The sequence below is a fragment of the Methyloprofundus sedimenti genome (genome assembly GCF_002072955.1).
Lineage (GTDB): Bacteria > Pseudomonadota > Gammaproteobacteria > Methylococcales > Methylomonadaceae > Methyloprofundus > Methyloprofundus sedimenti.
Genome location: NZ_LPUF01000001.1, coordinates 1,754,582 through 1,775,221, shown reverse-complemented (window position 1 = coordinate 1,775,221; position 20,640 = coordinate 1,754,582). Strand labels below are relative to the sequence as shown.

15 protein-coding genes are annotated in these 20,640 nt (G+C 39.6%); 1 reads left to right on the top strand and 14 read right to left on the bottom strand.

Annotated features, from left to right (window positions below; translation table 11 throughout):
• Window positions 1-93 precede the first annotated feature (93 nt).
• The 9 genes from AU255_RS07900 to AU255_RS07860 form a co-directional block, all read right to left on the bottom strand.
• Entirely contained in the window at window positions 94-702 is a 609-nt protein-coding gene (locus AU255_RS07900) for a PqiC family protein (RefSeq protein ID WP_080522365.1), read from the bottom strand.
• Complete coding sequence (locus tag AU255_RS07895) at window positions 695-2,272, bottom strand: PqiB family protein (protein ID WP_080522364.1); 1,578 nt, start codon at window positions 2,270-2,272, stop codon at window positions 695-697. Before AU255_RS07895 ends, AU255_RS07900 begins: the two co-directional genes overlap by 8 nt.
• Window positions 2,265-3,518, bottom strand: coding sequence for a paraquat-inducible protein A (locus tag AU255_RS07890; RefSeq protein ID WP_080522363.1), 1,254 nt, complete (start codon window positions 3,516-3,518; stop codon window positions 2,265-2,267). The genes AU255_RS07895 and AU255_RS07890 overlap by 8 nt, the downstream gene beginning before the upstream one ends.
• Window positions 3,519-4,051: 533 nt before the next feature.
• On the bottom strand, window positions 4,052-4,783 hold the full coding sequence (locus AU255_RS07885) for a slipin family protein (protein ID WP_080522362.1): 732 nt from the start codon (window positions 4,781-4,783) through the stop codon (window positions 4,052-4,054).
• Between the two features lie 11 nt (window positions 4,784-4,794).
• Complete coding sequence (locus AU255_RS07880) at window positions 4,795-6,156, bottom strand: NfeD family protein (RefSeq protein WP_080523302.1); 1,362 nt, start codon at window positions 6,154-6,156, stop codon at window positions 4,795-4,797.
• Between the two features lie 417 nt (window positions 6,157-6,573).
• Window positions 6,574-7,926 (bottom strand): magnesium transporter, encoded by a 1,353-nt coding sequence (locus tag AU255_RS07875; RefSeq protein WP_080522361.1) that lies wholly within the window; start codon window positions 7,924-7,926, stop codon window positions 6,574-6,576.
• Window positions 7,927-8,030: 104 nt separating this feature from the next.
• Window positions 8,031-8,459 (bottom strand): IS200/IS605 family transposase, encoded by a 429-nt coding sequence (tnpA, locus tag AU255_RS07870; protein WP_080522360.1) that lies wholly within the window; start codon window positions 8,457-8,459, stop codon window positions 8,031-8,033.
• Window positions 8,460-8,662: 203 nt separating this feature from the next.
• Window positions 8,663-10,039 (bottom strand): sigma-54-dependent transcriptional regulator, encoded by a 1,377-nt coding sequence (locus AU255_RS07865; protein WP_080522359.1) that lies wholly within the window; start codon window positions 10,037-10,039, stop codon window positions 8,663-8,665.
• Entirely contained in the window at window positions 10,036-11,475 is a 1,440-nt protein-coding gene (locus tag AU255_RS07860; protein WP_080522358.1) for a sensor histidine kinase, read from the bottom strand. The genes AU255_RS07865 and AU255_RS07860 overlap by 4 nt, the downstream gene beginning before the upstream one ends.
• A gap of 516 nt (window positions 11,476-11,991) precedes the next feature.
• On the opposite strand from AU255_RS07860, the gene AU255_RS07855 reads away from it, so the two are divergent.
• Window positions 11,992-14,076, top strand: coding sequence for a cation:proton antiporter (locus AU255_RS07855; RefSeq protein WP_080522357.1), 2,085 nt, complete (start codon window positions 11,992-11,994; stop codon window positions 14,074-14,076).
• Between the two features lie 91 nt (window positions 14,077-14,167).
• On the opposite strand, the gene dnaE is transcribed toward AU255_RS07855, so the two are convergent.
• The 5 genes from dnaE to AU255_RS07830 all read right to left on the bottom strand — a co-directional run bounded on the left by dnaE (window position 14,168) and on the right by AU255_RS07830 (window position 20,254).
• On the bottom strand, window positions 14,168-17,665 hold the full coding sequence (gene dnaE, locus AU255_RS07850) for a DNA polymerase III subunit alpha (RefSeq protein ID WP_080522356.1): 3,498 nt from the start codon (window positions 17,663-17,665) through the stop codon (window positions 14,168-14,170).
• Window positions 17,666-17,746: 81 nt separating this feature from the next.
• Window positions 17,747-18,319 (bottom strand): ribonuclease HII, encoded by a 573-nt coding sequence (gene rnhB, locus AU255_RS07845; protein ID WP_233144582.1) that lies wholly within the window; start codon window positions 18,317-18,319, stop codon window positions 17,747-17,749.
• 12 nt (window positions 18,320-18,331) lie between these two features.
• Window positions 18,332-19,102: an acyl-ACP--UDP-N-acetylglucosamine O-acyltransferase gene (lpxA, locus tag AU255_RS07840; protein ID WP_080522354.1), complete on the bottom strand. Its 771-nt coding sequence runs from the start codon at window positions 19,100-19,102 to the stop codon at window positions 18,332-18,334.
• Entirely contained in the window at window positions 19,095-19,550 is a 456-nt protein-coding gene (fabZ, locus tag AU255_RS07835) for a 3-hydroxyacyl-ACP dehydratase FabZ (protein WP_080522353.1), read from the bottom strand. The genes lpxA and fabZ overlap by 8 nt, the downstream gene beginning before the upstream one ends.
• A 206-nt stretch (window positions 19,551-19,756) precedes the next feature.
• Window positions 19,757-20,254: an OmpH family outer membrane protein gene (locus AU255_RS07830; protein WP_080522352.1), complete on the bottom strand. Its 498-nt coding sequence runs from the start codon at window positions 20,252-20,254 to the stop codon at window positions 19,757-19,759.
• Window positions 20,255-20,640: the final 386 nt, after the last annotated feature.

Sequence of the window (20,640 nt, the reverse complement as noted above, 5' to 3'; positions counted from 1 at the left end):
AGCACGCTTTCATTCGCATGAACGCACGTAATCGGACTCTTTACACGCATTTAGATTAATATATCTAAATACTCACACCTAAAAAATCTTACCTTACTTAAGCAACTGATTCCTAATCTCATCAGTAATTTCCTGGCTCAGTTTTTTCAGCAACCGGCTTTGTGCAGCGACATAGGCTTGGTAGTCTGCACCATCAGTATTTTCCTGAAAAAATGTTTTTTTTGTTATCACGGTTTTGTCTTCGCCCTTAGCAGCAACTGTCCAGTCAGCATTCAGTGTCACAACACCACCAAGTGCGCCATCAAATTCGCGAATATTAACCAGCACTTGAAAATCAACTGGTAATAAGACTATTTCCTGACTTAAAAAAACCTGGTCCGTAGGCAATAATACAGAAATATTTTCTCCAATAACTCGTTGAATATCACTCCGAAAATCACCACCCCAGCGATTAAATTCATCCGCAACCAGCATATTCGGTCCTGTTCGCGTAACAATCTGCGATTGATCCAGCGAGTCTGCAATAGAAACAGGTCCTACCTTAATAGCAACACTGCGACCTTCCAGAGTCGTTGCCGTTAGTGAATTATCCCTATGCATTGCATCTAGTATATATAATTTGGCATTCGGCGAACTTCCACAGCCTGCAAAGAACAAAGTTAATGAAATGAGCGATGCAGATAAAATAGTCTGGTTATTCATGATTAGTCTCTTTTTTGCCTTGAATTAATGATTCTGGATGTCTTTCAAGATAATCAGCCAGATCCTTGATAGATCGTGCTGCTTTGGTAAATTCTCTAAGTGCGCTCTGTAAATCCTGCTGTACAGGTGAATCATTTCCCAGAGTCTCTTGAATAGTCACCAGAGTGCTTTTAGTTTCCTGTAAAGTACCTGAAAGTTCAGGTTCTAATTTATGGTTTAGCTTATAACTGAATTGGTTGACCTGAGTCATCATGGCATCAACTTTTTTCAGAATGCTGGCTATTTGAATTTTTAGCTCACCTAATGTTCCCGGTATTGAAGGAAATTCAGGAATTTCAGCATTCCAGTCCATCACAAAGGGCGCAGCATCGGGAAAAAAATCCAGTGCAACAAATAACTGTCCGGTAATAAGGTTTCCCGTTTGCAATTGTGCTCTAAGGCCCTGCTTTATAAAATAATTGGTACGACTTTCATGTGATACATATAACTCGTTTGCATCACTTATCGTTCCATTCACGACAATTCTCTGATAATCAAGTGAGATAGTGACCGGAACGGTCATTTTATTCTTTTTAGTGTCAAATGACAGATGAATATCTGTCACTTCTCCTATCTGTATTCCTCTAAAATCAACTGGTGCTCCCACTGCCAACCCACGTACTGACTCAGAGAAATTAAGTACATATTTTATGCCAATTGTGTAATTTTTTTGTAAAGAATCAGAACGATTTGCAAATAACTTAAATTCACTGCTATCTTTTGCTGGAGTGACATCATTACTTAAGTCGCTAGACTCAAAGGAAATCCCCCCTATCATAATAGAAACCAAAGATTCAGTATTCACATTAATTCCATCAGCAGTCATATTAAAATCAACGCCACTGGCATTCCAGAACTTAGTACTGGAATTAACCCATTTGTCAAACGGAGCATTAACAAATATACGTACTGTGACAGATTCACCATCTTCATCAAGCTTTACATCTTCAACTCGACCGACATTAAATTTTCGATAATAAACCGGTACATCCCTTTCTAAAGAGCCCAAATTTTTGGTATGTAAAATAAAGTGCTTACCTGGTTTGTTCCCTGTGATCACAGGCGGCACTTCTAAACCAGTAAATACACGACTGCTTTTACCTTCCGAACTGGGTTCAATACCGATATATGCTCCTGATAACAAGGTATCCAGACCTGATGCACCACTGGCATTTATACGTGCGCGGACGACCCAAAATTGGGTTTTATCAGTAAGATAGGATTTTATATCTTTACTCATTTCAGCCTTCACTATCACATTCTCATGAAAGTGATTTACATGAATGCTTTGTACTTGACCAATTTCAACATTTTTATATTTGATTTTAGTTTTACCTGCTTCCAATCCGTCTGCTGTATCAAAATAAATGGTAATTTCAGGCCCTATCTCAGACCAGGCTTTATAGCCTATCCAGGCACCAGTCAAAATAGCGACAATAGGCACCAGCCAGACGATAGAAAATGTTGACCGGGGCTGAATATTACTTTCTGGTAAATTATTCATAGCCTCACCCTGCATCGACTCACTCATTTACTCTCTCCATGTTATCCCATATTAATCGAGGATCAAAAGCCTTTGCGGCTAGCATAGTTAATACCACCACTGCACCAAAGGCAACAGCTCCAACACCCACTTCTATCACCATTAAACCCTGAATTTGAATTAAAGCAGCCATTAATGTATCGACAAAAATATCCACCATAGACCAGCGACCAATACCTTCAGTCAAGCGATACAAACGGGTTCTTTCCCTGAGCCGCCATGGTGATTTAAAGTAGACTGTTATCAATAACAGAAATAAAATCAGTAATTTAACAGTGGGAACACAGATACTGGCGATAAACAGAATAATAGCAAGTGGCATATCTCCTGTTTTTGCCAGATAAATAACCCCACTGATGATCGTATCACCCTCAGTTTGCCCCATGCTGCGAACCACCATCACCGGTAATAAATTAGCAGGAATATATAAAACTGAGGCAGCAATCGCTAACGCCGTACAGCGCGTTAAACTGTTCGGTTTTCTGAAGTGCAACGCAGTTTTGCAACGGGGGCAGAAAGACTCATGCCCTGCAATGACTGCACATAATAAATTACAATTATGACAGTTGGTTAATTGAGTCCCTGGCTTAGATTTTTGCTCCTCAACCGCTTGTGTCTTGGGAGTAATTTGTTCCCATAGCATTTCTGTATCCAGATCATTCAAAATAGCGGCAATCAAAAACATCAACAAACCGAAAGTCCACAAGGCGATACTAGGAACCACAGTAGCCAATGCAGACAACTTAACCACGGAAACCAGAATACCCAGCATCAGCACTTCTAACATGCTCCATGAAGTAATAATACGTACTAAACGGTATACCTGAGGTGCATAGGGTGAGATTCGGCCAAAATTAACCGGCAGTAGAATATACAATAACCCCGTCAGTTGTATCAGCGGCGCACCGATAGTCGTTAAAAAGACCAGCCCGGCAAGAAACTGCATCTTATGAGTAAACAGGTATTTTACACAGCCAAACAAGGTCGCTGCCATCTCATGCCCTTCAGCCTGTATTTGAAGAATTGGAAACACATTGGAGATGACCAACAATATCAGCGCTGTTATAACCAACGCCAGAGTATGCTCAATACTTTTAGCGGGTTTAATACGCTGACGTTTGCGTAATGTTGCATCACAACGGCAACATGTAACTGTCCCATCTTCAGGCATATGACTTATTTTTTGTAATAAACCACAATCGTGACAAGTAGTGACAGGAACAAATTGAGTCATAAAATATTACACAGTGTTAATGAAAGCTTATTTTACCGAAATATATGATAAGAAACATAACAATAAAGAAAATAGCCATTTGTAAAATAGGGATCGAAAAAGCAAAAGGCCAAATGGACTTAGGTAAATTCAGGACTGATCAATTCTTAGTCCATGCGACTTTATTACCTTGCACTTTTCTCACCTATATTATAGAGCGCAAATGAGTCAGTTGAATAGCAACAAAGCTTGTACCAAAGGAAACCAGAAATAATTGACTATGAAAAGTGGGATAGTAGAGTTAAGGTCGGCTAAAAAATTGCCAGGCTTATCAGTTCAAAAAAAATTTCTTATTTAAGACCATACTATTTGGCAGCGTATTTTATTGACCTGAATACAAGTACGCCCCTTTTATTATGCAAGCGCGCTATTTATTTTAGGGCCGAATCCAAGAAGCCGCCTTAATTGACAAAAAAGCTAAATAATTTGGATGACTGATTCTTTAATCGTCTAAACTAATTTTATTTCAACCCTGAACTTGCAGGATTCAGGTACTACTTAAATCCTTTTAATAAATCCACTGGGAATACGATAGTGGAAGATTTGTCACCTGCAATATCAGTCAATGTTTGCATGTATCTTAATTGAATTGCTCCAGGTTGTTCTGCCAGTACTTTTGCTGCTTGCATCAACTTTTCAGCAGCCTGCAGTTCTCCTTCGGCATGAATGACTTTAGCGCGTCGGGTTCGCTCAGCTTCTGCTTGTTTAGCAATTGCTTTGACCATACGCTCATCCAGGTCCACATGTTTAATTTCAACATTCGCTACTTTAATCCCCCATGCGTCGGTTTGCTCATCCAGACTGGTCTGAATATCAATATTCAGGCGCTCACGTTCAGCCAACATTTCATCCAGTTCATGTTGCCCCAATACCGAACGTAAGGTAGTCTGTGCCAATTGACTGGTGGCGTCATAAAAGTTTTCCACTTGTATAATCGCTTTTTCTGGATCTATAACGCGAAAATAGACGACGGCATTGACTTTAATTGAAACATTATCACGTGAAATAACATCCTGAGTCGGTACGTCCATCACCACAGTACGTAAATCAACCCGCACCATTTGTTGAATCAAAGGGATAACAATAATGAGCCCCGGGCCTTTTACTTTATAAAAACGGCCCAGCATAAAAATAACACCACGTTCATATTCTCTGAGAATCCTGAATGCACTAATCAACAATAACAATAAAATACTGATGGAAATGAAACCAAAATTTAAAAACATCACATATTCTCCTATTTTTTAATGGGCACAACCTGTAAATGCAGACCCGTAATCGCTGTCACTCTCACTTTTTCATTTTTATGCAAGGACTGGTCACATGTAGCCTGCCAGGTTTCACCATGAATATGAATCATCCCTTTCCCCGTAAAATCATCCACCACTACGCCGGTGCTATCCAGCAACTGTTCTTTACCACTGACAACTGGATTGTGTCTTGATTTTAATAATAAACCAAGTGCGATAATGAAAAAAGCTGCACTACTCAAAGCAAAGCCGGCAATCAGCCCCGCATCTATCCCGAATCCGGGCATCTCAGTATCCATTAATATCACCGAGCCAATCACAAAGGCGACTACTCCTCCCAACCCGAGTATGCCGAAACTGGGCATAAAAGCTTCCACTATCATCAGAGCTATGCCAAACAAAATCAGCCCCATACCGGTATAATTCACTGGCAATAGCTGCAATGCATATAAAGCTAACAGCAAGCAAATTCCACCAACTGTACCGGGAACGAGGCTGCCTGGATGAGAGAACTCCAATACCAAACCATAAATACCAACCATCAATAAAATATAGGCCATGCTAGGGTTAGTAATGACCGCTAAAAACTGACTGCGCCAGTCAGGCTTGATACTTTGTATTTCAACATTCCCGGTATTTAATATCAGTTCTTTACCGGAAACATTAACTTTCCTTCCTTGTAACTGCTGAAATAAATCACTTACACTGGGGGCAATAATATCGATCACATTCAGCTTTAATGCTTCAACAGCAGAAAGGCTGGCCGCTTCGCGTACCGCCTTTTCTGCCCATTCTGCGTTTCTACCATGCATCTCTGCCAGACCGCGAATATATGCTGAAGCATCATTAACCATTTTATGAGTCATTGGGTCGTTAAGTGGCCCGGGGGAGTCCTTGCTCTTATCAGGAGAACTTTTGTCTTCGCTAAAACCGCCAAAACCACCGATTTGCACAGGCGTTGCCGCACCCACATTGGTTGCCGGAGCCATTGCAGCAATATCACTGGCATAGAGTATATAAGTCCCGGCACTGGCAGCGCGTGCACCACTGGGCGCTACATAACTGATAACAGGAATGGGGGAAGCAATGATGTGTTTGATAATCTGGCGCATGGAAATATCCAAACCACCCGGTGTGTCCATCAGAATAAGGACTGCCATGGCCTGGCGGTCAACCGCTTTTTGTAGATTACGGACTATATAATCTGCTGTAGCAGGGCCTATAACATCATTAATTTCCAGTTCTATAACTAAAGATGATTTGAAGGGTTGATTATCTTCATTTCCTGCATAAGCAGTGCTCATGACAGTTAACAAAATCAGCAAAATAATTCGAATACCCCATGCCATAAACATAATGTTTTATCCATTATTTTTGTAGGTTTTTCAGTGTACTCCTGAACAAAGTAGGTGGCAATCAATAAAAATCAGGCACGTTTGATATAAGCGTGTTGACCGTACAATCAAATATTTGCTCTCAAAACAGGACGTAGGCCACTACGCACTTTCTTAAAAAATTGTTTTAAATAAGGTGGATTCGACTCTGGAAAGTAATTCCAGCATTTTTACCTCGGTTTTAACTGCCTCATCATACAGCGCTAATGGCCCAAAATATTATAACGAAAGATACAAGACAAAAAACGACAAGGAATAAGTGAAAATTTCAGTGCCCCTCGGCCTGTTGCAATCCAGTGAAGACTGCAGTAGCCAATGTAGATCAATCCTAAAGTTGCACAGTATCTAACTCAAAAACCCAAAAAATAACCTTTAAATCAAGATCAATTCAGCCAGACCTAAAAATACAAAAAAACCAATTGCATCTGTTGCTGTCGTGAGTAATAACGGCGATGCAATCGCAGGATCACCACCAAATTTTTTAATTAATAGGGGTATCATAGAACCCATTAAACCTGCTACTGCTAAATTTATGATAATCGCCATAGCGATAACCAGACCTAATAATGCCTGATGAAACCATATGAAGGTTATACTCGAAACTATAGCTCCCATGATCAATCCATTAATACTACTCATAATAATTTCCCGTTTAATAACCGGGAATGCATTCTGCCAATCAATCTGTCCTAAGGCGATCTTTCTAACTGTTACCGTTACCGCCTGATTTCCCACATTTCCTCCTAGTGCTGCAACAATTGGCATGAGTACTGCAAGAGCCACTATCTGTTCTATCGTTTCTTTATAAACATTCACAACGAAAACTGCACAGAGCAGTGCCGCCAGATTAATAAACAACCAGTGTAATCTTGCTTTACGCGCGGATTCTAAACTTTCTTCTTCAGCATCTTTATCGGCACCCGCCATTTTCAGAGCCTGACTTTGTTCTTGCATACGAATTAAATCATAAATATCTTCGAACACAATACGACCTTGCAGTTGCTCTTCATCATTGATGACAGCAATAACACTTAGTTCATATTCTTCGAATAAATGGATGACTTTTTCAATTGGAGTCGAGTTATGGACACTCAATGGTTTATGATGATGGATTACCGCCTGGGCAATAATTTCTTGCATGGTATTTCTTTCATCAAACAGTAACAGATCAGTAAAATGTAGAGTCGCCACCAAGTGCTGCTCTGCATCTACAACAAATAATTTATAAATAGGGCTATTGGGTTCTTCCCTTCTAAAAGCGCGAACCTGTTGTTTCACATGTGCAAGAGTATCAGTCAATTCTGCTGATAACATTTCCATTTGCATATACGCACCTGCCTGATCCGCAGGAAATTGGGAAAGATGGGCGACCTCAGCCTGCTCATCGGGTGCGAGTAAATGATAAGTACTTTTAGCGTAATTTTGATCATACTGTTTGACGCGCTGTAAGAAATCGGTCAAATCATCACTGGTTAGATATGATAAGGCAGTCGCCATTTTTTTATGAGGGATACGTGACAAGGTTTCTTCAAAAACATGACTAGGTAGTTCAAAGAGTACTTTGCACAAGATCTCTAAAGGCAGTTTCGCTACCTCGGCAAAAAAAACACCGATATCTGTTTCATATTGCTGATTTAATTGTTTGGCAATTTGCGATGGTGGCTCTGTACCTTTCTCTATGCCATGAATTTGATGTTTTTTTAAGTTATCTTCAGTAGTCAGCATATTATCGTTTCTATTAGTCAAATACCTCCGGCACAGCCGGAGGCTTGTAATCGTGAACCGCTCGAAGCGGGTTAATTCATTTACCACCTAAAGGTGGCAGTGTCTTAAAATAAATCGAGTTGGTCTATTCGCTTATCCTCATCTTCTTGATGCTTAATATAATTTCTCACCGTTTCCTCATCTCTGCCCACTGTGGAAACATAGTAACCTCTTGCCCAAAAACTCTGCCCTGTAAAATTCTTTCTTCTCCCCATATAGGTTCGAGCAATCGATATAGCACTTTTCCCTTTAATAAATCCAACAACCTGTGACACTGAATATTTGGGAGGAATCGAGATTAAAATATGAACATGATCTGGCATTAAATGCCCTTCTTCAATTTTACATTCTTTTTGGAGTGCTAAATCTTTTAGAGTAGTACCAATATATTTCCTCAAATCCTTGTAGAGACTCTTCTTTCTATATTTGGGTATCCAAACTATATGATACTTACATTCCCATTTTGTATGATTTAAACTATCTGCTGTATTCATCGTTTGTTTCCTTATCTATTGAACTTTAGGCGGTTCACAGATAGGGAGACTCACGATGATTCCCGTAATTGTCAAACTTTACTAGTCCCCCAGCAGAGCTGGGGGTTTACTCATTAGAAATTAATTTGTTTAATGATCATGTGAGTAGAGGGGACAATAATTTTGTAAATACTCTGCCTTATTCACATAAAAGTGGATTTAAACTACACGTTCAAGTGATATTTTTGCACACGATAACGGAGCGTTTCCCTTGAAGTCCCTAGCATTCTAGCAGCGGCAGTGACATTATTATCGCTTCGGGCCAGCACTTTCTGAATAATATACTTTTCCATATCTAACAGTGTTAATGTGCCATCAAGAGGGAGAAATATACCATTTTCTGTTGCAGCAGTAGGTTTGCTTGAGCGATTGGGTAACTGTAACCATTGCTCTGGGAATATATCCCCAGTCGCCAGCAATACACAACGTTCAATAATGTTACGCAACTCACGAATATTGCCTGGCCAGTGATAACTTGCCAACTTTTTTGCAACACTTTCAGGAATCACTCTGATATTCTTATTGGACTTCGCATTGTTTTCAGCTATAAAAAGTAGCAGCAACTCTCGCAAATCATCCATGCGCTCTCTTAACGGTGGTACATGCAAACTGATCACATTCAGACGATGGTACAGGTCCTGCCTAAATGCACCTATACTGACCTCATAATGTAAGTCCTTGTTCGTTGCTGCGATAATTTGCACATCAACGTCAATTTCATGTTCCCCACCCAAGCGACGAATGCGCAGTTCTTCAACGGCTTTAAGTAATTTTCCCTGCAACTCTAAATCCATTTCGCCGATTTCATCCAGAAACAAAGTACCCGTGTGAGCCTGTTCAAACAATCCACGATGACGTTTTTTTGCGCCAGTAAATGCGCCCGCTTCATAACCGAATAATTCAGATTCCAATAATTCGCGAGGCAATGCAGCACAATTAATCTCGATTAAAGGCCCTTTGGCACGTGAACCTGAATAGTGCAATATATTAGTAATTAAGCCTTTCCCTGTCCCTGTTTCACCAGTAATAATCAAGCTGGAAAACGGGACTTGAGAGACTTGCATAATCATTTCACGCAATAAACAAATAGCCTTGCTTTTACCAACCAGCATGCGAATGGAATATTTGTCATTTTGTTCCTGTGCCTGGATTTCTAGCCGACGTTGGGCCCTGGCACTTCTTGCAGCACCTTCAACCAACATATTCAGTCGCTTTAACTCACAGGGTTTTTCTATGAAATCATAAGCACCCAGGCGTACCGCTCTGACTGAATCGGTAACCGAACCATAGCCTGTTAAAAACAACCATTCTGTACTGTTTGTAGTCTCTTTGAGTTGTTCCAGAAAATCCAATGCATTTCCGTCAGGTAGATTCATATCTGACAATACAACTAGAGGGTCTATTCCTTCCTCCACTAGGCATTTTCTTGCTTCAGTTAAAGAGCAAACCAGAGTCGTTTCCCATTTTTGTTTACGAAAGTACCGGGCTAATTCATTTCCCAACAAGGTTTCATCTTCGATGATTAATAGGCTATCTCTCATTGGCTTTCCGGCAATATCAGGGACGCACACGCGTAACCCTGTTTATCATTTTTTAATTCCAGCTTGCCTCCATAAGACTTGGCAAATCGCTGTACCATAGGCAAACCTAAGCCGGTGCCTTTTTCTTTATAACTGGCAAAAGGCCTGATACCCTGTTCCAATAATGCATCTGGAAAAGCGGCACCGGTATCACTTATTTTAATAATTAGCATATTGGCTTGATGTTTTACTTGTAGGTTAACGCTACCCACTTGAATTCCTATGGATTGTATCGCATTCAGTAATAAATTTAGCAGTGCCTGACGCAATTCATTTTCTGGTAAAAAAGCTCTGGTATTTGCTTCAACCTGATAATGCAAGGAAATATTTTCTGTTACCTGATAATTCACCAGGGTCATCAGTTCATTGATTAATACATATAAATCGATATTCTTTGCCTTTTCAGGTGTTTGTCTGGAAAACGCCAATAAGTCATTGAGCCGACCAGTTAATCGATTTATTTCTGCATGAACCATTTGTAGGCGCTCACTCATATCTTCGTCATGACAGTCTTGAAGCATATTTTCCAATGCTACCTGAATGCCTGCCAGCGGATTACGTAATTCATGGGCAGCACTGGCAGCCAGTTCACCCACAGCAGCAAGACGCTCTGTACGTGCAAGACTATGGCTTTGCTCAAGTAAAGTATGGGTTGCATTTCGCACTTCTTTTTCCAGCGAATATGTATATGACAGATGCTCTTGTTCTAACTCTGATAAACGAGTAATTAAACGATTATAGTTTGTAAACAATGGCCGCATCACTGAATCGTTTGGGATATCTTCGATGGGTTGCTTTTCTCCCTTAATCAGATTAGATAATAATTTATCCAGTGCATTGATAGGAGCCATAACATGACGATTAAAGAACAAGAACCCAGAACCTAAAAGAATTAAAAAAACACCGGAAGGAATTAAAATAGCCAGTTTCAACTCTAATTGACTATCGAGATATACCTCATCTAATAGTTTTTCTTCTTCCTGCATTTGCAGCAACAACACCTCGCGCGATAATTGTAATGCCTTAATTTGATCTTGCTGATAACCTTGTTCAACACTTTTCAGCAATTTTTGTAATATTTTCAGTGATTCACTGGTATTTTTTTTCGCAGGATATTGGTTTTCAATAAAGTCTATAATTTCTTTGTGTAGATCAGCTTTATTTTTTGAAGTTTTCCCTATAGCAGGAGAAGGAGGTATCGGCTCTTCCCATTGGTGCTTGAGTAATTCGAAAATCCATTGCTGCAGTTGATTGCCCTGTGTAATGTCTTTTTTTATGGTATCAATACGTTGCTGATTTCTCCAGGTCATACCGCTTAAAGCACCTAGTTCAGCAACAATCAACAAGCTGAAAACCAGACCTATAATAAGAAAAGGTCGATAGATTAATTTATGCATGGGTTAATGAGAATAGTGGAAAATCAAATGCAGGCAAAAGATAAGGTACAGCTGATACCGTCATTGAAAGATTTTAGGTTAATGCATCATAAATTCAATATTCTGATAATAAGGTATGGGGATTCCAGTCCCTGCTCCTGTAAGAAAATAGTATTGTATTATGACCGCATATCAACTTAATATTACAATTTACAGCTAATTCTATACCAAGTTGTTCATATCCTTATTTTTTTAGAGGATAAAGCTACTGTTACCTAATAAGTCGCTCTATGTATAACTTATTCAGAATGTCTATTAACCATATTAAATGGCTGATATCAACCAAACTCAGCGGTTTATATCAACCACACCTAAAATATAATGCTTAGTAATGTATTTCAAAGACCGTTTTAAAAATACCTTATCATGGTGTAAGCTTTATATAGAAGGATATGCGGCTTTGTTGGTATAATTTTTTGTTTGTACCAGCTCAGAATATTAAAATAGATTCTAGAAAAAAAGACAACAAGGAAATATATGACACTCGACGTTTATTTATCCGTTTTTACTCTGATGTTGTTTTCTCTGGGAATTAATATCCTCTCTCTGAAAACACGTATTCCCTACACAGTTTTGTTAGTTATAGGTGGTTCATTGTTGGTACCGCTTTCTGAAATCAACGCACTTTCATTTGTCACCAGCTTTCAGCTAACACCAGAACTATTGTTTTTTGTTTTTCTACCAATCCTTATTTTTGAATCAGCTTACAACATCAAAAGTCGCAATATTAAAGAGAATAAATTTGCCATCAGTATGTTGGCGATTGTGGGCTTACTCATTTCAACTTTTTTTATCGGATTTGCCGGGCGCTGGGCATTTCAGCTAATGGGTTTTGATATTCCGCTGTTAGTCACTCTACTCTTTGGTGCCATTATTTCTGCAACTGACCCTGTTGCCGTGTTGTCACTATTTAAGGAATACGGAGCACCACGACGTTTAACCTTGATATTTGAAGGTGAAAGTCTGTTTAACGACGGAACTGCTTTTGCTATTTTTCTGGTATTCCTGGAAATTATGCTCCACGGTTTTCATGGCACAACAACTGTTTTAGAAGGTCTTTTTTCATTTTGTACCATGATCGTAGGCGGTGGACTGTTTGGTTTATTTATGGGTTTCTTGTTTTCTAAACTCATTCAATGGGTAAAAGGCCATGAACATCTTGAAATTACGCTGACTTTACTGGTTGCACATTTCACCTTCTTGTTAGCGGAGCTAATTTCTGAAAAATTAGTCATAGACGGTCACCATATTCAATTTTCTTCTATTATAGCCACGCTGGTTTCCTCCATTGTCATGGGTAATTACGGTCGTTATAAAATGTCCGTAGGTGTGGAAGAATATATGGAAAAATTCTGGGGTTATTTTGCTTTTCTCGCCAACTCTCTGGTTTTCATTCTAATGGGGTTATTGTTTACCAGTCTTTCCATCTCTATAAACGTTGCCATCCTGCCCATATTAATAATGATTTTAGTGGTCGTTATCGCCAGAGCAGTGTCAATTTACTGTTCAATTGGCGTGATCAACCAAATAACGTCTGAGGAAAGTATTCCTTTAAACTGGCAGCATTTGCTCTCCTGGGGCAGTTTGCGAGGCGCTATCGCTGTTATTATGGTCATGCTCATACCTGATGACCTAAGTCTTCCAAACTGGAATTATGATTTTTCAATCAAAGAATTCATCACTGCTATCACCATCGGAAGCATTTATTTCACCCTGCTGGTTAAAGCAACTACGATCGGCAAAGTAATACGCTGGCTAAATATAGATACACTTTTACCCCACGAACAAATGAGTTATTTTAAAAGTAAGGCACTCATATACCAAAGTTTAAATGCCAGAAGCAAAGAGCTTTTCGAAAATCAGAATATTAGTGAATTACAGTACAAAACCTTTACCTCTGAATACCAGAATTTATACCAGCAAGTTTGTAAACAGTGCGTTGATAAAACCGAAGATTCAAGCCATGTTGTTGAAAATATGTTACGAATTTATACCCTGGCTCTACAGAAAATCGAATTAAAAGAAATTTTTAGGCGAGATGAAATCAATGAGAGCATCTACAAAAGAAACTTATTGATTTTAGAAACACAAACGGAACGGGTTGAACAGGATCGACCGCACTTAGGATCACTTAATACCTATTTTAATACCTGGATGGGTAAATGTATGCAAATGTTCCAGCGGTTATCATTGTCATCTACGAAATTAAGTGAAACGCAAGAACATTACCTTTATTATCGAACCCAATATAAGCTGATTAACAAAGTTATCGATGAGTTAGCTTTAATAAAAAACTCGCCCTTAATAGAAATCTTCGATGATCCTAAAGCCTTTCAAAATGTCGAGAATATATATCAATACTTAAAAGATAAAACCGTGCAACAAATGGCGAATGAAATCCAGTCTAACAAAGATATTGTCGATGACATGAATGAACAATCAGCTAAAGCCTTGTTAGGCATTAGCCAGATGGATACCTTAAAAGATTTACATGAACATGAAATTATTTCCAGTAAATTATACTTATTACTCAAGAAGGAAATGGATCATGAACCTACTTAACTTCAAGCAGACGAAACTCATACAGTCATTTGAGTGAGAAATTTAAACTAACAAGCTGATGCTCTTCATCAATGACGCGTATAAATTAGCCTTAACGATATTTGATACTGACAGTATCATCTTGTTGAAGTAGGCGTTGCAAGCGTGTCATCAATTCATCAGTAGGATGTACGCGCCAGTCATCACCTAATTGCACACTTGCTTTGGCCGTGGCCGATTGATAGTTAATGATAAGCATACATTGCCCGCCGCAAAAAGGCTGCAGGGTTTCCTGCATGCTTTGTATAAACCCCGGCGTTTTTCCTGCTGTTATAACACTGTCCCAATCCAGCATTAAACACCGGGCAAAGCTTTCTCTGGCCTGATCCATGCTATATAATTTTTCAGCTGTAACACTTAACATGCCCGAATATCCATCTATACGCGCTGAGCCTTCAACCACCAGCACTTCATCTGTGGATAATAAATCTTTATATAGCTCAAAAGTTTCACTATAGATGGCTACATCGACTCGCGCACTTTTATCATCTAAGGTCGCGAAGCCCATGTTGCGTCCTTTTCGGTCTAAGCGGGTTCTGATGCCAATTAATAATCCTGCCAACCGAACATCAATTTTACCTCTGCTATTTTCAACATTTGCCATGACTTTGGCGATACTGCCATGCACGATATTTTGTAACTCAGGCCAGTATTGATCTATCGGGTGGCCTGTTAAAAACAAGCCTAGCGCTAATTTTTCAAATGCCAGACGTTCTTTTTCTGGCCAGGTAGCTACATTGTTAGCATAATCCTTAATTTCATCATCCCGACTTTCAGCATTTACAGCCAGACCAAATAAATCATTTTGCCCCACTTCAGCCATTTTGACATGATGTTCGGCAACTTTTATAGCTGTTGGCAATTCCACCATATGACTGGCACGATTATCATTAAAAATATCAAAGGCACCACCACGTATCAGAGCTTCAAAAACACGCCGGTTAACTTTACGCAAATCAACGCGTTTACATAGATTATATAAGCCTGTAAAAGGACCATTGGCCTCTCTTTCACGTAACAGATCTTCTATTGCCGCTTCACCAACGCCTTTAATGGCTCCGATTCCATAGACGATTTCACCGGCTGCATTAACGGTAAAGCGATAATTAGAAACATTGATATTTGGTGGACATACCGCTAATTTCATTTCCTGGCATTCTGCAATCAGGATAACAATTTTGTCGGTATTATCCATATCTGAAGACAGTACTGCAGCCATAAATGCAGCTGGATAGTGGGCTTTTAACCAGGCAGTTTGATAGGCTACCAGAGCATACGCGGCTGAGTGCGACTTATTAAAACCATAGCCGGCAAATTTCTCCATTAAATCGAATACATAAGTCGCTATTTTTTCATCTATACCATTGGCAATTGCGCCTTCCGTAAAAATAGCGCGCTGCTGGGCCATTTCTTCTACTTTTTTCTTACCCATGGCTCGGCGTAATAAATCAGCACCGCCTAAGGTATAGCCACCCATTTCACGGGCAATTTGCATCACTTGCTCTTGATACAAAATGACGCCATTAGTTGGCTCTAAAACGGGTATCAGACTAGGATGCGCATATTCCGCCTTTGTTCCATGCTTTACATTGATATAGTCATCAACCATGCCTGATTCTAATGGTCCGGGGCGGTATAAGGCAACCAGGGCAATAATATCGTCAAAGCAATCGGGTTTAAGTTTTTTAATCAGCTCTTTCATGCCGCGAGATTCAAGCTGAAACACGGCTGTAGTTTCCGCGTTTTTTAACAGCTCATAAGATGCAGTATCATCCCGTGGAATTTGGGTAATATCTACCAGCGGTTGATTAGCCTCTGCCTGACTCTTATTAATCGTTTGCAGAGCCCAATCGATAATAGTTAAAGTTCTTAGGCCTAAAAAATCAAACTTCACTAAACCGACAGCCTCAACATCATCTTTATCAAATTGAGTGACTAAATTACCACCGCCTTGCTCACAATATAAAGCTGAAAAATCTGTTAATTTAGTTGGCGCTATAACCACTCCACCGGCATGTTTACCGGCATTTCTAACAGTACCTTCTAATGAAAGCGCCATATCCATCAGGCTTTTTACATCAGCGTCGTTAACATATAGTTCCTGAAACTCAGCGACATCCTTTAAAGCTTTTGATAGCGTTATGCCAATTTCAAAGGGCACCAGTTTTGACAATCTGTCGACAAAACCATAAGGATGGCCTAACACCCGCCCAACATCACGAATAGCTGCTTTAGCCGCCATCGACCCGTAGGTAATAATTTGCGATACTTTATCCCGTCCATAATGTTGGGCAACATATTCAATCACTTCGTCGCGTCTATCCATACAGAAATCGACATCGAAATCCGGCATGGACACCCGCTCAGGGTTTAAAAAACGCTCGAATAGTAAATCAAATTCAATCGGGTCTAAATCAGTGATATTAAGTACATAGGCAACTAATGATCCCGCTCCCGAACCACGCCCAGGTCCAACAGGAATAGCATTATCTTTTGCCCACTGTATAAAATCAGCAACAATCATAAAATAGCCTGGAAAACCCATTTGTACAATGATATCCAGTTCCATTTTTAAGCGCTGATCATAAATTTTACGGTTTTCTTCCGCAGTGCCCTGGCCAACAGCAGGATATTTTTCTAATCGGGCATCTAAACCTTTCTCAGATTCAGCAATAAAAAACTCATCCAGAGACATGCCCTCAGGCACCGGAAAATCAGGTAAAAAGTTTTTTCCTAAAGTTAATTGAATATTACATCGTTTAGCTATTTCTACAGTATTAGCTAATGCTTCGGGAATATCGGCAAATAGCGCCTGCATTTCGGCAGTGCTACGCAAATATTGCTGTTCTGTATAGTCTTTCGGACGACGCTTATCATCAATTACTCGTCCCTGATTAATGCACACCCGCACCTCATGCGCACCAAAATTTTCAGTTTTTAAAAAACGTACATTATTAGTTGCTACGACGGGTAAATCTAGCTCTGTGGCTAAAGCAACCACACTGGCAAGATAACGCTCTTCATGTTTCTTGCCTATGCGTTGTAATTCTATGTAAAAACATTGGGGAAATAGTTGATTCCAATATTGTGCAATTTTCTTTGCTTGCTGCTGATCATCGGCTAACAAAGCCTGGCCAATATCACCCTCCATGGCACCTGATAAAGCAATTAAGCCATTGTGGTTTTGTTCCAGCCACTCACGTTGCAGCATAGGAATACCTAAATGCTGGCCTTCCTGATACGCTCTAGATATGAGTTCAGTTAAAGTAACATAGCCTGCGTTGTTTTTAACTAATAGCGTCAGGCGAAAAGGCTCGGATGCAGCATCTGGGTTAAAAACATTAACATCTGCGCCTGCTATCGGTTTGATACCTTTAGCAAGTGCAGCACGATAGAACTTAACCAGAGCAAACAGATTAGAATGGTCAGTAATGGCAACCGCAGGCATGTCAGAGCCTGCTAACTGATTTATAAGCGGCTTGATTTTGACAATACCATCAACCAGAGAATACTCGGAATGTACACGTAAATGGACAAATTCAGGCTGCATAAACTTGCAATTTAGATAGGTGAGGTGAATTATTATACTGCACGGGGAATAACGCTTATGCTGCTATAGTGAAGACCTCGACTATAGCATTTGTCTTACAGGAGTAAAAGAGCATCGGTGTTGCTCGCTTACTCCCAGCTTAATTAATTTCTCTTTATGGAATTTTGTTGGATAACCTTTATGCCGGACAAATTCATAGCCCGGGTAAAGTGCATCTAAGACTGACATTTCATTATCTCGATAGACTTTTGCAATAATTGACGCTGCAGATATTTCAGCAATTAATAAATCGCCCTGAATAATAGTTTCTCCTGGACAGTCAATATCTGGATATTGATTTCCGTCAATTTTTAACCAGTCGGGTTGCACTGATAACCCCTTGACAGCGCGTTGCATTGCTAATAATGAAGCATGCAGGATATTAACTTGATCTATTTCGCTGGCTTCCGCTCTACCTATTGACCAGGCGATACATTGTCGCTTTATGGTATCAGCTAACACGTCTCGTTTCTTTGCAGATATTTTTTTTGAATCGGTCAATCCAGTAATGGGACGTTTTGGGTCTAAAATAACTGCGGCCGCTATGACGGGACCAACAATGCAGCCGCGACCTACTTCATCAACTCCGGCTATGATTTTTTGCTGCGAATACAAAGAAATCAACTTTCAGCGTAAGATACCACGAGTGACATTACGCAAGAAACTGACCATGTTGGAAATTTCATCACACTCACCTGCCAAATCTTCCATTTCTTCGATTGCGTCTTCCAGACGAAGGTTGTTTTTATATAAGATTTTATAAGCTTTACGTATTAAACGAGTTGCTTCAGGACTGCTACCTGAACGTTCCATGCCTACTGAATTAATTCCGTGCGGTCGCGTAGGGCGACCACCAACCATGACATAAGGCGGAACATCCTGGGTAATGGCACTGCCCATAGCCGAGAAACTAAAAGTACCGATTTGAGTGAATTGATGTACTAAAGTAAAACCACCTAATATGGAGTTATCACATAGATGCACATGTCCAGCTAGAGATGCACCATTTGCCATAATGACATTATTACCAATCACACAATCATGAGCGACGTGGGTATAAGCCATAAAGAGATTATCATCGCCTATACGAGTTTCAGCATGGTCTTGCAAGGTACCTCTATGCAAGGTAGCAAATTCGCGGATAACATTTCTATCACCTATAACCAGGCTGGTTTTTTCATCTGCGTATTTTTTATCCTGAGGATCTTCACCAATCGAGGTAAATTGATAAATATGGTTATCTTTACCTATCGTCACCGGGCCTTTCATTACAACATGTGGGCCAATAACCGTCCCCGAACCAATAGTGACATCAGCGCCAATAACAGAAAAAGGTCCTATCTGGACATCTTCTGCAATTTCGGCCTTAATATCAACTATTGCTTTTGCATCAATCAAACTTATCACCAACTGCTGCACAACGAATATTAGCACTAGCAACAAATTCACCATCTACTGTTGCAGTACAGTTAAACGACCATATATTACGCTTACTTCTTTCAAACACTGCTTCCAGCATCATTTGATCACCCGGTACTACAGGGCGTTTGAATTTTGCTTTATCTATCCCTGTCAGGAAGTAGGTCATACCATGACCTAACTCGTCTGGAGAAGTCTCAGATGCCAATAACCCAGTTGCCTGAGCTAATGCCTCAAGAATTAATACACCCGGAAAAATTGCCATATGTGGAAAATGTCCCTGAAAGATAGGTTCATTATAAGTAACGTTCTTGACCCCTAATAACCTGACCCCAGGTTCACATTCTACGACTTTATCAATCAATAAAAATGGATACCTATGGGGTAAAAATGCTTGAATTTTCTTGATATCAAGTAATGTTTCCAATTTAACAACCTTTTCAACTTAACGAATTAACACTTTAAACATATCTTTGTATTGATGGTGATAACAACAAAGTTACTCATATTTTCTATAAATAGAATTGCAAAACATGAAATTAAAGTTATGTTTTCTAATTTTCTCTTGAGCTAAAGAAAGCACCCCACTCTCAAGGTGGGGCTGCATTCTGATTTAGAAACTTGACAACTACACTAAGGCATTTTAGAAAGTTTATCTTGTACTTTATCTGTAACATCTACTTTAGCACTGGCATGAATCACGCCTTCAGTTAAAAGTAGATCATAATCGCCTTCTTCGGCTAATGCTTTAACAGCTTCAATAATTCTATTCTGCATTTTACCTAACTCTTCGTTGCGGCGAATACTAAAATCTTCTTTAAATTCTTGCTGAGCACGTTGTGCATCTCTACGGATGGCAATTATTTCACGTTCCAAATCCCTTTTTTTGGTTTCCGACATCGTCATGCCATCTCGGGCCAATTTTTCTTCCAGACTTTTGATCTTTTTTTGCTGTGCAACTAACTGCTTGTCTTTAGGCGAAAACTCTTTTTCCAGACGCTCCTTGGCTTCAGCCGCTTGGGGAGCATTTGCCATTAACAAGGGTATATTAACAACTCCTATCTTAATTTCTGCCTGAGCCAATTGACTTAACATAAGCAATCCCACTAAAACAGCTAATCTTTTTAACATTAACATTCTCCATATCACTATTTAAAAAAGCTAAACTCAGTCATTCATTATACTGTATCTATAAAAAAATGAGAGCCTTTAGCGACTAATTTAATCAAATTTAAAGCTTTTAAGTAACGCCCTTCTTTTTGCCCGCTGTAGTTATGCGCAAAATTGGTTTGCCAGCCATTATGGGCGGGCTAATAATAGGCGCTCTGGATAAGAACGTTTTTTCAGTGGTCATCTTCACCGCCTTTATCTTGGACCTGATAACGCCATTACTCCTAAAAGGCTACGCAATATTGATAAACAGGCAAACAGAACTTTAAAGTGCCTAAGGAATAAGACGTTAATAACTTGAGCAGGCGTAAAAACGCTTTAGCTTTTTTCGTCATACACTGCAATAG